Consider the following 14680-nt stretch of genomic DNA (forward strand, 5'->3'; position numbering starts at 1 on the left):
TCACGTTCAGCGAGCGGTCAGCATCTTCGGAGCGCGGTGCCCGTACCCTGGGGGCGTGTCCGCCGTGGATCTCGTACTGCTCCTGCTCATGCTCGTGTTCGCGATCAGCGGATACCGTCAGGGTTTCGTCATCGGGGCGCTGTCTTTCTCCGGTTTCTTCCTGGGCGCGCTGCTCGGCCTGCAGCTCGGGCCCCTGGTCGCCCGGCAGTTCACCGACAGCGGGACACGCGTGCTGATCTCCCTGGTCGCCATCTTCGGGCTGGCCGTGCTGGGGCAGGCGCTGGCCGGCTGGCTGGGCTCCAACCTGCGGGCCGCGATCACCGGGCCCGCCGGACGGAAGATCGACGACGCCGGCGGCGCGGTCATCTCGGTCTTCGCGGTCATGCTGGTGGCCTGGCTGGTCGCCGTGCCGCTGGGCTCCTCGTCGGTGCCCTGGCTGGCCTCCTCGGTCCGCAACAGCGCCCTGCTCACCGTGGTGGACCGGGTGCTGCCGGACCAGGCGCAGGAGCTGTCCACGGCACTGCGCGACACGGTCGACACCAACGGCTTCCCGGACGTCTTCGGCGACCTCGCGCCCACCCGGGCCCGGCAGGTCTCCCCGCCCGACCCGGCGCTGGCCAACTCGCAGGTGGTGAAGAACAGCCAGCGGGCGGTGGTGAAGGTGCTGGGCTCCGCGCCGAGCTGCGCCCGTCGCATCGAGGGCTCCGGCTTCGTGTACGCCGACGACCGGGTGATGACCAACGCGCACGTGGTGGCGGGCACCCGGTCGGTGGCCGTGGAGCTGCGCGGCGAGCGCTACGACGGCGAGGTCGTCGTCTACGACCCCGCACGGGACCTGGCCGTGCTGCACGTTCCGGGGCTGCCCGGGCCGTCGCTGCGCTTCGCCGCCGGTGAGGCCGGCAGCGGGGCCGACGCCATCGTGCTGGGCTTCCCCCTCGACGGCCCGTACGACGCCCGCCCGGCCCGGATCCGGGACGTCGACCGGATCACCGGGCCGGACATCTACTCGTCCGGTGACGTGACCCGGGAGATCTACACGATCCGGGCGCTGGTCCGCAGCGGCAACTCGGGCGGCCCGCTGGTCTCCTCGAACGGGCTGGTGCTCGGCGTGATCTTCGCGGCCGCCGCGGACGACCCGAACACCGGCTTCGCGGTGACCGCCGGCGAGGCCCGGTCGGTGGCGCTGGCCGGCGCGGAGCGTACCCGGGAGGTCGCCACCGGCGAGTGCACCTGAGCCGCCGGTGATCAGCCGGCGGTGGTGCGCGCCGGGGCCACGTCGCCGCCGGAGCTGCCGAGCGGCAGCTTGGCCCGACCCCACGTGAGCGTGCGGTCCAGCACGGCCCGCGCCATGATCGCCACGCAGGCCCCGCCGTTGAGGAAGGACGCCACCACGTCGCTCGGGTGGTGCATGCCCCGGTACATCCGGGTGAGGGCGACCCCGACCGGCACCAGCACGAGGAGCGCCCACCAGGCGACCTTGGCCGGCCTGCTCCGTGCCCGCAGCGCGAGCAGCACCGCGATGCCCACGTAGAGCGCCATCGCGGCCGAGGTGTGCCCCGAGGGGAAGCTGGAGGTCGGCGGCGAGTCGTCCATGTGCTCGACGGCCGGCCGGTTGCGGTCGATGACCATCGTGGTGAAGAGGAAGATCAGCGCCTGCGCGCTCACGGCGGCGCAGAGGAAGATCGGCTCCCGCCAGCGGTGCAGCACCAGCCGCAGCACCAGCGCCACCAGCACGGTCACCACGACGATCAGTTGGGTGCTGGCCAGCGTGCTGAACACCAGCGAGACGTCGTTCCAGCCGGGTGCCCGGTGCGCGGCCAACTCGCGGTTGACCGCGTCCTCCACGGTGAACGGCCAGGTCGTCGCGAGGACCCGGGTGACCAGCAGGCCCAACCCCACCAGGACGGCGAAGAGCACTGCCACCGGCAGCAGCACGCGCCGGACGACTTGAACCACGACATCGGACATGGGCCGCCCATTACCCCAACGGGTGCCCGACTACGCGTGGCGGCCGTCCGGCCCCGGCTCGGCCACCTCCGGCTCGATGCCCTCCCGGGCCGTACGCGCCGGCCGCCGGCCGACCCGGGTCCGCCAGGTGGAGAACGCGGCCGCGGTGGCGGCCACCACCGCCACGCCGAGCAGCCACCCGCCGACCACGTCGCTGGTCCAGTGCACGCCCAGTGCGATCCGGCTGAGCCCGGTCAGCACCGCGATGAGCGCCGCGGCCACCCACAGCGCACCGCGCCACACCCGGCTGTGCCGGGCGAACGGCAGGAAGACCAGCAGGAGCACCCCGGCGGCCAGGGTGGCGTTCAGCGCGTGGCCGGACGGGAAGGAGTAACCGGCCGCCCGGGCCACCGGGTCGAGCAGGTCCGGCCGGTGCCGGCCGACGAGCAGTTTCAGCAGCGCGCCGAGCAGCCCACCGACGGTCATCGTGGTGACCACCCAGAGGGCCAGCCGGGGCGCGCCGCGCCACAGCAACCACCCCACCACCGCGGCGGCGGCCACCCGGAGCGGGCCGGGCCCGAAGACGTGGGTCCAGACCTCCGTCAGCCGGACCCAGGCCGGGTGGTCGACGGCGTATCCGTGCAGCGCGTCGGTGATCGTGGCGTCCAGCCGGGACAGCGGCGACCAGGCGCCCAGCACCAGCAGCGCGAGCAGCGCGAACGGCACCAGCACCAGGAACGCGGCGGTGGCCGCGAGGGTCAGCCGGAGGCCCAGCGAATGGTCCGGGTCCAGGCGGCGGTGCCGCCAGGACCGATCGCGAGTGGAGAGGCCGACGGGCGTGTTCATGCGCTGTTCCCTACCCAGCGTGGGGTCAGGTCAGACGGGTGACACCGACGACTCCAGCTCGGCGCGTCCTCGCCGCGCCGCGACCTGGAGCCGTCGCCGGTCAGCGGCGGGACTGGCGCAGGCGGCGGACCGCCAGCGCGGCACTGGTGACCAGGGCGACGAACAGGGCGAGCCCGGGCCAGAGCCGCTCCCGCGCCGAGTCGGCGACCTGGCCGGCCGGGTGGGCCGCCCACCGGGTCTGCTGCTCGGGCGCGGCGACGCTGAACGGGTCGCCGCCCGCCCCGGCGGCGGTCCTCGTGTCCGGGCCCAGGCCGGGCGCCCAGCCGAAGCCCACCGTGCCGGGCGAGCCGTTGTCGTCGAGCGGGTTGCGCTGCACCGGGGGCACGTCGGAGGTCAGGGCCGCCACCGGATCCACCATGCCGTAGCCGAACCGGTCGTCGCGGCCGGTGGGACCGAGGTCCCGCGCCGTGGTGATGATCCGGTTGACCACGTCCGCTGCCGACATCTGCGGGTACCGGGCCCGGACGAGGGCCGCCGTCGCCGCGACCAGCGGAGCCGCGAAGCTGGTGCCCTGCACCAGCCAGTATCCGCCGGGGCGGGCCCCGTTGATCGCGGTGGCCGGGGCGCTGAGCACCGTCTCGTGACCGGTGATGGCGCCGGACCAGAGGTTGTCGTTCGCGTCCAGCCCGGTGACGGCGAGGACACCCGGCTCGCGGGCCGGGTACCAGACGTCGCGGCTCTTCGAGGTGGCCAGGTTGCCCGTGCAGGCGACCACCACGACGTTGCGGGCGAAGGCGTAGTCGATGGCGGCGGCCAGGGACTCGCTGGTGTCGCTCCCACCGAGGGAAAGGTTGATCACACGGGCGCCGTGGTCGACCGCCCAGCGCACCCCGTCGGCGACGGTGCCCGCGTCGTCGTACCGGTTCTCCTGGTCGAGCACCCGCACCGGAAGGATCTTGGCATCGGGCGCCAGCCCGACCGCGCCGCGGCCGTCGTCCCGGCGCCCGGCGATGAGGCCGGCCACCGTGGTGCCGTGCCCCACCGGGTCGGGCCCGTCTGCGCCGCCGGAGACCAGGTCCACGCCGGACAGCACCTGGCCGGCCAGGTCGGGATGGGAAGCGTCCACTCCGGAGTCGACCACCGCGACGATGACGCCGCGACCGGTGGAGGTCTGCCAGGCGGTCTGCGCCCGCAGGCTGGCGAGCTGCCACTGGCCGTCGCGGGTCGGGTCCACCCCGGCGAACTCGTCCGCCGGCGCCAGCCGGGCGGCTCCCGGTGCGGCGATGGCCGGTGCGGCGTGAGCGGGCGGGACGAGCGGACCGGCCACCGCGGCCGCGACCGCCGCCGCGGCGAGCAGCGCGCGGCCGGCGAGACGCCGGGGAGGCGCGGTGGGAACTCCCTGCCGATCCCTGGTCACATTCCCCAGCCATTTCATCGCGTCAGACACATGCTGCTCGGAGATTACCGGTTTTCCCGCGCGCCACGGTGCAACTCCGGTCACCCGGGTGGGAGATGGGCCAGCTGGACCAGGCGTACACCCTCGCGCCGGGTCACCAGCCGGCCCCGCCCCGGTGGCAGCGGACCCGCCTTGACCTGGCCGACGAGCGGGCCCTCCTCGGGCCCGCCCGACATCACCAGCCCCGCCGTGGACAGCTCCCGCAGCCGCTGGATGATCGGCTCGTACGAGGTCCGGCCCGCGCCACCGGAGCGGCGGGCCAGCACCAGGTGCAGGCCGACGTCCCGGGCGTGCGGCAGGTGCTCCTCCAGCGCCCGCAACGGGTTGGTCGGGCCGCCGGCCACCAGGTCGTAGTCGTCCACCAGCACGAACAGCTCCGGCCCGGTCCACCACGACCGGGTACGCAGCTCGGCCGGGGTGACGTCCGGCCCCGGCAGCCGCCCCTGGAGGTAGCCGGCCGCCGACTCCACCAGCTCGGCCGTGTGCGGCGCGGCGGTCCCGTAACCGATCAGGTGGGCCGTCTCGATGGTGCCCATCAGGCTGCGCCGGTAGTCGACCAGGATCACGCGGGCCTGCTCCGGGGTGAACCGCCGGACGATCGAGGTGGCCAGTGCGCGCAGGAAGGAGGACTTGCCGCACTCGGCGTCGCCGAAGACCACGAAGCTGGGCTCGGTGGCGAAGTCCAGCACCACCGGCCGCAGGTCCGCCTCGGCCACCCCGATCGGGAAAGCCAGCCCGCTGGTCGCGGCCTGGTCCAGCTCGGCGTAGGGCAGGACCGGCGGGAGCAGCCGCACCCGGGGCGCGGCCGGCCCGGCCCAGGCCCCGGCGACCGCCTTGACCAAATCCCCGGTCTCGTCGCCGAGGCCGGTGACCCGGGGCGCGGCGGCGAGGAAGTGCAACCCGCCCGCGGTGATCCCCCGCCCCGGCCGCTCCTCCGGCACGGTCGCCGCCAGGGCGCGCTTGACCACCACCGAGTCGGCCGGGTCACCGAGGCGCAGCTCCAGCCGCGAGCCGAAGAGGTCGCGGATCGCCGGCCGGAAGTCCGACCAGCGCAGCGCGCTCGCCACCACGTGCACCCCGTACGCCAGGCCGCGGGTGGCCAGCTCGGTGACCAGCGGCTCCAGGTCCTCGTACTCGCCGCGCAGGGTGTTCCAGCCGTCGACCACCAGGAACACGTCGCCGAACGGGTCGGCGGCCGGGTGGCCCCCGCCCGGCGCCGCGGCCCGTCGCCGCCGCCAGGCCGCCATCGACTCCACCCCCGCCTCGGTGAACCGCCGCTCCCGCTCGGCCAGCAGGGCGGCGATCTCGCCGACGGTCCGGCGTACCGCGGTGTCGTCGGTCCGACCGCTGACCCCGCCGACGTGCGGCAGGTCGCGCAGCGCGCCGAGCGTCCCGCCGCCGAGGTCCAGGCAGTAGACCTGCACTTCGGCCGGGCTGTGGGTGAGCGCCAGCGCGCAGACCAGGGTGCGGAGCAGGGTGGACCGGCCGCTGCGGGTGGTGCCGACCACCGCGACGTGCCCGGCCGCCCCGTCCAGCGCCAGCCACAGCAGGTCGCGGCGCTGCTCGAACGGCTTGTCCACGACGGCCACCGGCACCTGGAGGGCGCCGTGCAGCTCCGGGTTCGCCACGGTGAGCCCGCGCGCCGGATCCGCGCCGACCGGGCCGAGCAGCTCGTCCAGCGCGGGCGCCGCGTCCAGCGGGGGCAGCCACACCTGGTGCGCCGGCGGGCCCTGCCCGGCCAGCCGCCCCACCATCAGGTCGAGCAGGGTCTCGCCGGTCTCCTCCTCGGCGGGGAGGGCGGCCGGGGTGGCCGGCTCGGGCGCCGGCACCAGGTGGGTGGTGAAGGCGAGCAATCGGGAGCCCGGCGTGCCGGCCGCGCCCGCCGGGCCGCCGCGCCGGCGCACCGCGCCGGAGACGTACGCGGCCTTGAACCGGACCAGCGGGTCGGTGCCCGAGCGCAGGTAGCCGTGCCCCGGGCTGCGGGGCAGCTCGTGCGCGTCCGGCACGCCGAGCACCGTCCGGGACTCCAGCGCCGAGAAGGTGCGCAACCCGATCCGGTACGACAGGTGGGTGTCCAGCCCGCGCAGCCGGCCCTCCTCCAGCCGTTGGGACGCGAGCAGCAGGTGCACGCCGAGCGAGCGGCCCAGCCGGCCGATCTGCACGAAGAGGTCGATGAAGTCGGGCTTGGCGGAGAGCAGCTCGGAGAACTCGTCGCAGATGAGCAGCAGCGACGGCAGCGGGGCGAGCGGGGTGCCGGCCGCCCGGGCCCGCTCGTAGTCCCGCACGCTCGCGAAGTTGCCGGCCCGGCGCAGCAGCTCCTGCCGGCGCATCAGCTCGCCGTTGATCGCGTCGACCATCCGGTCGACCAGCGGCAGCGCGTCGGCCAGGTTGGTGATCACGGCGGCCGTGTGCGGCAGCCGGGCGAACGGCGCGAAGGTGGCGCCGCCCTTGAAGTCGACGAGCACGAAGTTGAGCTGCTCCGAGCTGTGCGTGGCGGCGAGGCCGAGCACCAGCGTGCGGAGCAGCTCCGACTTGCCCGACCCGGTGGCGCCGATGAGCAGCCCGTGCGGGCCCATCCCGTCCTGCGCCGACTCCTTGAGGTCCAGCTCGATCGCCCCGCCGTCGGCGCCCGCCCCGATCGGCACCCGGAGCCGGTCCCGGGCCGCCCGCGGCGTCCAGCCCTGCTCGGCGGTGAAGCTCTCCGGTTCGCCGAGGCCGAGTAGCTCGGGCAGGCCGGGCTCGGCCCCGGGCGGGGCGTCCGGTCCGCGTGCGGCGCCGGCCAGCCGCAGCGGGGCGAGCCGGCGGGCTACCGCCTCGGCGTCGGCCGGCTCCAGCGCGTCGGCCGCGCCCACCTCGGCGTGCCCGTCGGCGGAGTGCGAGTGCAGCCGGCCGTCGACCAGGTCGAGCAGGAGGGCGTACCGGTCGAGCAGGCGGGGCGGCGGGCTGTCCAGGTCGAGCACGGTGACCGCGTCGATCCCGCCGTCGCCGGCCAGGTCGGTGGCGCCGGTCAGGTCGCCGCCGTCGAGCACCACCACGACGTGCGGCCCGTCGGTGGCCGGACCGGCCGGGCTGAAGCGGGAACGGCTGCCCAGCACGTCGTCGAGGAGCCGTTCCAGCTCGGCCGTGGCACTGGTGACCAGCCGGACCGGCCCGAGCGCGTCGGTGCGCGCCGGGTGGTGGGCGTGCGGCAGCCACTTGACCCACTCCCACGCCGCCCGGCGTTCCGGCCCGGCGCAGACGGCGACGAGCAGCTCGTCGGGGGCGTGGAAGACGGCGAGCTGGGTGAGCACCGCCCGGGCCAGCGCCTGGGCGGCCGGCGAGCCCGCCCCGCTGACCTCGCCGGCCGGGCCGCGGACGTGGACCCGGGCGAAGCTGCGCAGCGAGAGCGCCACGGGCAGGTCGGGCACCACCGAGTACGCGTCCAGGAAGCGCCGCAGCGCCCCCGCGGTCATCGGCTCCAGCTCGTCGAGCGGCCGGGTGACCGGCGGGAGCAGCGGGGTGGCCAGCGTCTGCGGCCCGACCCCGACCCGGACCACGGCGAAGTCCGGGTCGCCCGGCCGGCGTTCCCAGACTCGGTGGCTGTCCACCGTCGACCAGAGCCGCCCCGGGTCGGGGTGCCGGTAGTAGAGCCCGGCCCGCTGCGCGCCGGCGGTCTCCCGCACCCGCCGGCGCAGCGCGGCGAGGTGCCGGAGGTACTCCCGGCGGGCGGCCATCATCTCCGACTTCTTCGGGCCGGCGCTGCCCCACGAGGTCACCAGCATCGCCACCGAGGAGAGCCCGAACATGCCGCCCACCACGTACGAGTAGGCGCCGCCGCCCCGGCCGAACATCATGGCCATGGCCACCGTCCCGCCGAGCATCGGCAGCACCATCAGCGCCTGCTGCCAGCGCCCACCGGCCACCGGGGGGATCTCCGGCGGCGCCTCCACGGGCAGCTCGCCGGCCGGGATCTCCGGTGCCGGGCGGCGTGGCGGCCGCTTGATGACGACAGTGGACACTCGGCCTCCCCATGGCTCTCGGTAACCTGAGCCTGGCTCATCGTAGGTAAAGTCCACTCGTCCGTCAGCCACCGTTCCCGCTCGATATGGAGAGACATCGATGACAAGCGGGCTGGCCCGGGTCACGATCAGCGCCCCCCGGCGGCGGGTCGACGTGGCCCTGCCGGAGCAGGTTCCCCTCGCCGAGCTGCTGCCCGAGGTGCTCCGGCACGCGGGGGAGGGCCTGGCCGACGACGGCGAACGGCACGGCGGCTGGGTGCTGCGCCGCACCGACGGGGCGGTGCTGGCCACCGCGCAGGCGCTGCTGCCCCAGGGCGTCCGCGACGGCGAGGTGCTGCACCTCGTCCCGGCCCGCGCCCAGTGGCCCGAGCTGGAGTACGACGACGTGATCGAGGCGATCGCCGACGGCGCCCGCCGCCGGGGTGCCGCCTGGTCGCCCCGGGCCACCCGGGCCGCCGCGCTGGCCGGGGCGGGCGTCCCGCTGGCCGTCGGGCTGCTCGCCGTGCTGGCCGCCGGCGCGGGGCCGGGCAGCGGCTGGCCGGTCGCCGCCGCCGTGGCCCTGCTCCTGGTGCTCGCCGCCACCGCCGCCTCCCGGGCCTACGGCGACGGCCCGGTCGGCGCCACCCTCGGCGGGTACGCGCTGCCCTGGGCCGCCGCGGCCGGCGCCCTGGCGGTCGGCTCCGGCGACCCGGCCGGCCCGTTCCGCCCGCTGCCCTGGGTCGGCGCGCCCGAACTGCTCGCCGGCTCGGTGGCGCTGCTGCTGGTGTCGGTGCTCGGCCTGCTCGGGGTGGCGAGCCGGTCCCGGGTCTTCCTGGCCGGCGCGACCACCGGCGCGGCCGGCGCGGCGGCCGGCCTCGGCGGGCTGTTCCTCGACCCGGCCGGCACCGCCGCCGTGCTGCTCTGCGCGCTGGTCTTCGCGCTCGGCGGGCTGCCGCTGCTGGCCATCCGGCTCGGCAAGGTGCCGCTGCCGCCGGTCACCCTGCCCGCGCCGGCCGGCGACCCGCCCGGCGTCCGTGACCTGCCCGACCGGGCCCGGGTGCACGCGGCCGTGGCCCGCACCGAGGAGATGCTGACCGGGATGCTGCTCGGGCACGCGGTGCTGGCCGTCGCCGCCACCGCGGTGCTCGTCACCACCGGCGGGCTCGCCGGCCGGCTGCTGGCGGCGGTGGGCTGCGGGGTGCTGCTGCTGCGCTCCCGGCTCTTCGTGGCGGTCCGCCACCGGGTGCCCGCCGTCGCCGCCGGGCTGGCCGGGTACGCCCTGCTCGGCGCGGTGCTCGCCGACCGGGCCGGTCCGGCCGGCCGGCTGGCGCTGACCGTCGGCGGGCTGGCCCTGGCCCTGGTGGCCGTCGCGGCCGGCGCCACGTACGCCCGGCGGCCGGTCTCCCCGTACCTCGGCCGGCTGGCCGACCTGACCGACACCGCGCTGGTGGTGGCCGTGGTCCCGGTGGCCTGCGCGGTGCTCGACCTCTACGACCGGGCCCGCGGCCTGCTGGGCTGACCCGCACGCACGAGGGCCCGGGTCGCTCCGTGGAGCGGCCCGGGCCCGTCGGCGTGGATCAGGTCAGTGCAGGGTCTCGCCGCGCTCGGCGGCCTCCTTGGCGCGCTGGTACGAGGCCACGATCTCGGCCTCGGCCTCGGTGCGGCCCACCCAGGTGGCGCCCTCGACCGACTTGCCCGGCTCCAGGTCCTTGTAGACCTCGAAGAAGTGCTGGATCTCCAGGCGGTCGAACTCGCCCAGGTGGTGGATGTCCCGCAGGTGCTCCTGGCGCGGGTCCTCGTAGGGCACGCAGAGGACCTTGTCGTCGCCGCCCTTCTCGTCCGTCATCCGGAACATCCCGATGGTGCGGCAGCGGATCAGGCAGCCCGGGAAGGTGGGCTCGGGGACCAGCACAAGCGCGTCCAGCGGGTCGCCGTCCTCGCCCAGGGTGCCCTCGATGAAGCCGTAGTCGGCCGGGTACTGCGTGGAGGTGAAGAGGGTGCGGTCCAGCCGGATCCGGCCGGTCGCGTGGTCCACCTCGTACTTGTTGCGGTGACCCTTCGGGATCTCAACCGTGACGTCGAAATCCATCTCCCACGCTCCCTCGTTTGCCCACGCTGGCTGACGGAAACCAGCGGCGCCGCCCACCGGACGGGGTGAACGCTCCCCGCCGGCTCCGGCCGCCGCATAGTGTTCGGACCGAAGTAGTGTCACCCAAGGCGCTTTTGAGCGGGGGAGGAGGGGGTCGTGGGGAGGGAAGATTCACACTACCGCCCCGAGGGCGGTGACGGGCGCGGATCGGCGGGTCCCGCCTCCGGCGGGGCCACCGGCCGCGTCTCGATCCCCGGCACCAGCCCCGCCCACCGCCCCGGGCCGGCCGCCGGGTCCGCCCCGGTGGGCCGCGCCAACCCCGGAGAGTACGGCCGTCCCGGCCCGCGGGACCACGGCCACGCCGACCCCCGGCAGTACGGCGCCGGGTCACGGGATCACGGCCACGCCGACCCCAGGCAGTACGGCCAGGCAGCCCCGCAGGACTACGGGCGGGCCGCGCCGCAGGACTACGGGCGGGCCGCGCCGCGCGAATACGGGCAGGCCGCGCCGCGCGAATACGGGCAGGCCGCACCGCGCGGCTACGGGCAGGCCGCCCCGCAGGACCACGGGCAGGCCGACCCGCGGGGCTACGGCCCGGGTCCGGCCGCGCCGGTGAGCTGGCCCGGGTACGACGCGCCCGGCGGCATCCCGGTGAGCCCGCCGGTGCCCCCGGTCGGGGCGGCCCCGCCTCCGCCGTCGCCCCCGCCTCCGCGCCCGCGCCGCCTCCGGCTGGTCGCGGTGCTGGCCAGCGTGCTGATCGTCGCCCTGGCCGCGGTCGGGCTGGCCGTGGTCCGTCCCGGCCCGCTGGCCGGCTGGCTGGGCGGGGACTCGCCGACCGCCGCCGCGCAGTCGCCCGAGCCGCCCCCGCCCGCCGTGCTGGCCGGCGCGGACGGCAACGCGCCGCTGCCCACCCCCGACGGGGTACGCGCCGCGCTCGAACCCCTGGTCCGCGCCGCCGCGCTCGGCGACCGGGTCAACGTCTCGGTGGCCGACGTGGCGACCGGCCAGGCGCTCTATGGCAGGGGGCAGGACAGCCCGACCGTGCCCGCGTCGGTGACCAAGCTGGCGACCGGGGTCGCCGTGCTGGCGGCCCGCGGCCCGGCGTACCGGATCCCCACCCGGGCGGTCGCCGGCCCGACCCCCGGCGAGGTGGTCCTGGTCGGCGGCGGTGACCCGACCCTCGCGGTCGACAAGAACGGCTTCTATCCCGGCGCGGCCCGGCTGGACGACCTCGCCGCCCAGGTGCGCAAGGCGCTCGGCGGCACCGCCCCGACCAAGGTCACCGTCGACTCGTCCCTGTTCAGCGGCCCCGTGTACGAGCCCGGCTGGGACTCCGACATCCCCACCGGCGGGTTTGGCGCGGCGATCACCGCGCTGATGACCGACGGCGCGCGGCGGGACGCGGCGGAGGCCCGGCGCACCGCCGAGGCCACGAACCACGCGGCCGAGCGGGTGCCCCAGCCGGACCTGACGGCCGGACGGCAGTTCGCCAAGCTCCTCGGGCTCTCCGGCGCCGCCGCCGAGGTGAAGCGGGGCACCGCGCCCGCCGCCTCCGGCGAGACGGCGGCCGGGACGCCCGCTCCCGGCACCGAGCTGGGCACGGTCCAGTCGCTGCCGATGGTCCGCCTGGTCGACATCATGATCAGCGACAGCGACAACGTGATCGCCGAGGCCATGGCCCGCCAGGTCGCGCTCGCCAAGGGCAAGCCGGGCTCGTTCGCCGGTGGCGCGGCCGCCACCGACCAGGTGCTCGGCGAGCTGGGGCTGCCGGCCGACGAGATCAGCCTGGCCGACGGCAGCGGGCTGTCCCGCACCAACCGGATCAGCCCGTCGCTGCTCACCGATCTGATCACGCTCGCCGGCAACGGCAGCCATCCCGACCTGGCCGCGATCTTCGGCGGGCTGCCGGTGGGCGGCTGGTCCGGCACCCTGGACGAGCGCTACCAGGCGGCGGTGACGAAGGCCGGTGCGGGCGTGGTCCGGGCGAAGACCGGGACGCTCAGCGGGGTGAACGCCATCGCCGGGCTGGTCACCACGACCGACGGCCGGCTGCTCACCTTCGCCGTCCTCACCGACCGCACCCCGGACACCCTCGACGAGACCCGGCAGGCACTCGACCGGATCTCCTCGGCGCTGGCCGGCTGCGGCTGCCGCTGACCGTCCCGCCCGGTGCGGCCGGCGTCGATCGGCGCTCGTGAGCCCGGGTGGGGGTGTCGCGGCGCGGGTACGGTGGGTTCATGGCGCAGTTCGTGGACTGGGATCTGGCCGCCGCGACCGCGGGGGCGCTGGGCAAGTCGGGCCCCCGGGTGTCGTACGCCGAGGCCACCGACGTGGTGGGCGAGCTGCGCCGGCTGACCGAGGAGGCCGCCGGCCACGTCGCCGACTACACCGGCCTGCGCCCCCAGGTCACCCACCCGCCGGTCCGCGTGGTCGACCGCCGGGACTGGGCGGCCGCCAACATCGCCGGCCTCCGCGAGGTGATCACCCCGCTGGTGGACCGGCTCTCCGGCGACAAGCGCCCCGGCCCGCTCACCGAGGCGATCGGTTCCCGGCTCACCGGGGTGCAGGCCGGCACGGTGCTGGCGTACCTGTCCGGCCGGGTGCTCGGCCAGTACGAGGTCTTCGCCGGTGACCCCGGCCAGCTGCTGCTGGTCGCCCCGAACATCGTGGACGTGGAACGGAAGCTGGGGGCCGACCCGCGAGACTTCCGGCTCTGGGTCTGCCTGCACGAGGTGACCCACCGGACCCAGTTCACCGCCGTGCCGTGGATGCGGGCGTACTTCCTCAGCGAGGTGCAGGCGTTCGTGGACGCGTCGCAGGGCGGCGAGCACCTCCTGGAGCGGCTGCGCCGCGCGGTGGCCACGCTCTCCGACGCGGTGAAGGACCCGGACAGCCGGGCCAGCGTGCTGGACATCGTGCAGACCCCCGCGCAGCGGGCCGTGCTGGACCGGCTCACCGCGCTCATGACCCTGCTGGAAGGGCACGCCGAGTTCGTCATGGACGGCGTGGGCCCGCAGGTCATCCCCAGCGTCGAGTCGATCCGGGCGGCGTTCAACCGCCGCCGGGAGTCCGGCAACGCGCTGGAGAAGGCGATCCGCCGGGTGCTCGGCATCGAGGTCAAGATGCGCCAGTACGCGGAGGGCCGCAAGTTCGTGCACGGGGTCGTGGACCGGGTCGGCATGGCCGGCTTCAACAAGATCTTCTCCTCGCCGCTGACCCTGCCCCGGCTCGACGAGCTGGGCGACCCGGACGCCTGGGTGGCCCGGGTGCACGGCGGTGCGGCGACCATCCCGCCAGTCGCCGGCTGAGTTGGCTGTTGCCCCGCCGGTCGCCGCCGTCCGGCTCGCCGTACGCCGGGCGCTGACCGGGCTGCCGGGGGCCGGGCCGGTGCTGGTGGCCTGCTCCGGCGGCGCCGACTCGCTGGCCCTGGCCGCCGCCACCGCCTTCGTGGCGCCCCGCCTCGGCCGCCGGGCCGGCCTGGTGACGGTCGACCACGGCCTGCAACCCAGCTCGGCCGAGCGCGCCGAGACGGTGGCTTGCTGGGCGCGCGAGGCCGGTCTCGACCCCGTCGAGGTGGTTCCGGTGCGTGTCGCCGGCCGGCCCGGCGGCCCGGAGGCGGCCGCCCGGGAGGCCCGGTACGCCGCCCTGTTGGCCAGCGCGCGCCAGCACCGCGCGGCCGGGGTGCTGCTCGGGCACACCCGGGACGACCAGGCCGAGACCGTGCTGCTCGCGCTCGCCCGGGGCGCCGGCCCGCGTGGCCTGTCCGGCATGCCGCCCCGCCGCGAGTGGGACGGGGTGCCGCTGCTGCGCCCGCTGCTCGACGTCCCCCGCGACGACACCCGGGCCGCGTGTGCCGCGCTGGGTCTCACGCCCTGGGCCGACCCGCACAATGCCGACCCCGCGTACGCCCGGTCGCGGGTCCGCGCCGACGTGCTGCCCGCGCTGGTCCGGGCGCTGGGCGCCGGGGTGGTGGGCAACCTGGCCCGGACCGCCCGCCTGCTGGCCGCCGACACCGCGGCGCTGGACGACCTCGCCGCCGCCGCGCTCGACGAGGCCCGGGCGGCCGAGGGCGGGCTCTCGGTCGACGCCCTGGTCGCGCTGCCGGCGGCGGTACGCACCCGGGTGCTGCACGCCTGGGCCCGGGAGCTGGGCGCCCCGCCGGCCGCCCTGTCGCACCGGCACGTGGCGGCGCTGGACGCTCTCGTCACGGACTGGCACGGGCAGGGTCCGGCACACCTGCCCGGCGGCCTCCCCGTGCGCCGCCACGGCGGCCGCCTCACCACCTGACCCCGCCGCCGGCGCCGCGTCGCCCGCCCGCTCGGCGAGGTGGCGGTAGCCCAGGCCGATCCCCGTCGGCGCTGACCC

10 protein-coding genes are annotated in these 14680 nt (G+C 76.4%); 5 read left to right on the forward strand and 5 right to left on the reverse strand.

The annotated features are described in order from the left end of the window. Positions 1-55 precede the first annotated feature (55 nt). Positions 56-1234: a MarP family serine protease gene (locus NFX44_RS06980; RefSeq protein ID WP_262282679.1), complete on the forward strand. Its 1179-nt coding sequence runs from the start codon at positions 56-58 to the stop codon at positions 1232-1234. An 11-nt stretch (positions 1235-1245) separates the two neighbouring features. Here the strand turns inward: NFX44_RS06980 and NFX44_RS06985 are convergent, their stop codons facing one another. The 4 genes from NFX44_RS06985 to eccCa all read right to left on the reverse strand — a co-directional run bounded on the left by NFX44_RS06985 (position 1246) and on the right by eccCa (position 8247). Further along, positions 1246-1968, reverse strand: coding sequence for a phosphatase PAP2 family protein (locus NFX44_RS06985; RefSeq protein WP_262282680.1), 723 nt, complete (start codon positions 1966-1968; stop codon positions 1246-1248). 30 nt (positions 1969-1998) lie between these two features. Continuing rightward, on the reverse strand, positions 1999-2793 hold the full coding sequence (locus tag NFX44_RS06990; protein ID WP_262282681.1) for a phosphatase PAP2 family protein: 795 nt from the start codon (positions 2791-2793) through the stop codon (positions 1999-2001). Between the two features lie 100 nt (positions 2794-2893). Beyond that, entirely contained in the window at positions 2894-4228 is a 1335-nt protein-coding gene (gene mycP, locus NFX44_RS06995) for a type VII secretion-associated serine protease mycosin (protein ID WP_262282682.1), read from the reverse strand. Positions 4229-4290: 62 nt separating this feature from the next. Beyond that, a complete protein-coding gene (gene eccCa, locus NFX44_RS07000; RefSeq protein WP_262282683.1) occupies positions 4291-8247 on the reverse strand; it encodes a type VII secretion protein EccCa in 3957 nt (1318 codons plus the stop codon). Positions 8248-8347: 100 nt separating this feature from the next. Between eccCa and eccD the strand changes: the two genes are divergently transcribed. Next, positions 8348-9745: a type VII secretion integral membrane protein EccD gene (gene eccD, locus NFX44_RS07005; protein ID WP_262282684.1), complete on the forward strand. Its 1398-nt coding sequence runs from the start codon at positions 8348-8350 to the stop codon at positions 9743-9745. Positions 9746-9808: 63 nt separating this feature from the next. Here the strand turns inward: eccD and NFX44_RS07010 are convergent, their stop codons facing one another. Continuing rightward, positions 9809-10315, reverse strand: a complete 507-nt coding sequence (locus tag NFX44_RS07010; protein ID WP_091266984.1) for an inorganic diphosphatase — start codon at positions 10313-10315, stop codon at positions 9809-9811. Positions 10316-10966: 651 nt separating this feature from the next. On the opposite strand from NFX44_RS07010, the gene dacB reads away from it, so the two are divergent. The 3 genes from dacB to tilS all read left to right on the forward strand — a co-directional run bounded on the left by dacB (position 10967) and on the right by tilS (position 14602). Next, a complete protein-coding gene (gene dacB / locus NFX44_RS07015; RefSeq protein ID WP_262283160.1) occupies positions 10967-12472 on the forward strand; it encodes a D-alanyl-D-alanine carboxypeptidase/D-alanyl-D-alanine-endopeptidase in 1506 nt (501 codons plus the stop codon). A gap of 80 nt (positions 12473-12552) precedes the next feature. Beyond that, entirely contained in the window at positions 12553-13623 is a 1071-nt protein-coding gene (locus NFX44_RS07020) for a zinc-dependent metalloprotease (protein ID WP_262282685.1), read from the forward strand. 1 nt (position 13624) lies between these two features. Next, positions 13625-14602, forward strand: coding sequence for a tRNA lysidine(34) synthetase TilS (gene tilS / locus NFX44_RS07025; protein ID WP_262282686.1), 978 nt, complete (start codon positions 13625-13627; stop codon positions 14600-14602). The last annotated feature ends 78 nt before the right edge of the window (positions 14603-14680 follow it).

This window comes from Micromonospora sp. MA102, assembly GCF_025460765.1.
GTDB lineage: Bacteria > Actinomycetota > Actinomycetes > Mycobacteriales > Micromonosporaceae > Micromonospora > Micromonospora halotolerans.

Coding starts and splice junctions, on each gene's coding strand:
- NFX44_RS06985 (WP_262282680.1), bottom strand. CDS start 1,968: ATGTCCGATGTCGTGGTTCAAGTCGTCCGGCGCGTGCTGCTGCCGGTG.
- NFX44_RS06990 (WP_262282681.1), bottom strand. CDS start 2,793: ATGAACACGCCCGTCGGCCTCTCCACTCGCGATCGGTCCTGGCGGCAC.
- mycP (WP_262282682.1), bottom strand. CDS start 4,228: ATGAAATGGCTGGGGAATGTGACCAGGGATCGGCAGGGAGTTCCCACC.
- eccD (WP_262282684.1), top strand. CDS start 8,348: ATGACAAGCGGGCTGGCCCGGGTCACGATCAGCGCCCCCCGGCGGCGG.
- NFX44_RS07010 (WP_091266984.1), bottom strand. CDS start 10,315: ATGGATTTCGACGTCACGGTTGAGATCCCGAAGGGTCACCGCAACAAG.
- NFX44_RS07020 (WP_262282685.1), top strand. CDS start 12,553: ATGGCGCAGTTCGTGGACTGGGATCTGGCCGCCGCGACCGCGGGGGCG.